The sequence below is a fragment of the Microvirga tunisiensis genome, from assembly GCF_009296175.1.
Lineage (GTDB): Bacteria > Pseudomonadota > Alphaproteobacteria > Rhizobiales > Beijerinckiaceae > Microvirga > Microvirga tunisiensis.
Genome location: NZ_VOSK01000778.1, coordinates 1 through 1,272 on the forward strand (window position 1 = coordinate 1; position 1,272 = coordinate 1,272).

Annotated in this window: 2 protein-coding genes; both read left to right on the forward strand. The window is 67.2% G+C overall.

Annotated features, from left to right (window positions below):
* A partial coding sequence (locus tag FS320_RS49465; protein WP_244627771.1) for a hypothetical protein occupies positions 1 to 327 on the forward strand: 327 nt, incomplete at its 5' end.
* On the forward strand, positions 320 to 1,272 hold a 953-nt coding region (locus FS320_RS43595), incomplete at its 3' end, for an HlyD family secretion protein (protein WP_152718676.1). The genes FS320_RS49465 and FS320_RS43595, both read left to right, overlap by 8 nt.

Sequence of the window (1,272 nt, forward strand, 5' to 3'; positions counted from 1 at the left end):
GAGCGCATGGCGCACAGGTCGCACAAGCTGCAGTTCGAGATCGTCGCCGTGCTGGGCCTGCTGGCTCTCTTCACGCACATGCACATCTTCTGGGTCGCCGGCCTGCTGCTCGCCCTGATCGACATTCCCGACTTCGGCAATCCTCTTCGCAGGATTGCCGGATCGGTCGAAAAGATCGCCGGTCTGAAGCCAGGTCAGGGCGCAGCCGGAGACCCGGAGGAGGGCAGCGGGGATCTCATACCGATCGAAGCGCCAGGCGAGGGTGCGGTCGAGGTCCCGAAGACGATCCCGCTCCCCCGAACGCCGAAGGAGCGGACCCATGCTTGAGCTTCTTCTCTGCTCCCTGCTGACGATCTTTCCGGATTATCTCTACCGCCGCTTTGCCCAGGGCAAGCGCATCGGCAAGGAAATCACGCTCTTCTCGGTCTGGTTCGAGCTGCGATGGGGCATCATCGCCTGCCTGATGCTCACGATCGGGCTGATCACGGTGATCTTCTACAATCATCCCTCCACCACCAATGCCACGGCGTTCTTCCGCACCGTTCCCATCCTGCCGGAGACGAACGGGCGCGTCGCGGAGGTCTATGTCGGCTTCACCGGCGAGGTAAAACAGGGCGCGCCGATCTTCCGCCTCGACAGCGCGGCCCAGGAGGCGGCGGCGGAGGCCGCCCGGCGCAAGATCGCCGAGACCGACGCGGCCCTGGTGGTGGCGCGGACCGATGTCCTGGCGGCCGAGGGCAAGATCCAGGAAGCCCGCAGTGCCTATCAGCAGGCCGTGGACGAACTGGCAACCAAGCAGGAGATCTACCGCCGCAACCCGGGCGCGGTGGCGGTCAGGGACATCGAAAAGCTCGAGGTCGCCGTGCAGGGGCGCCAGGGCACGATTGATGCCGCTACGGCCGCCAGGCAGACCGTCGAGGCACAGATCTCCACGCTCCTGCCGGCCCAGAAGGCGAGCGCCCAGGCCGCGCTGGCCCAGGCCGAGGTGGATCTGGCCAAGACCGTCGTCCGCGCCGGCGTGGGTGGGCGCGTGGAGCAGTTCACGCTGCGGGTGGGCGACATCGTCAACCCGTTCATGCGCCCGGCCGGGGTCCTGATTCCCGAAGGCGCGGGTCGTGGGCGCCTGCAGGCCGGGTTCGGGCAGATCGAGGCCCAGGTGATGAAGGTCGGCATGGTGGCCGAGGCCACCTGTGCCTCGAAGCCCTGGACGGTGATCCCGATGGTCGTGACGGGCGTGCAGGACTTTATCGCCGCCGGCCAGATCCGCAGCGG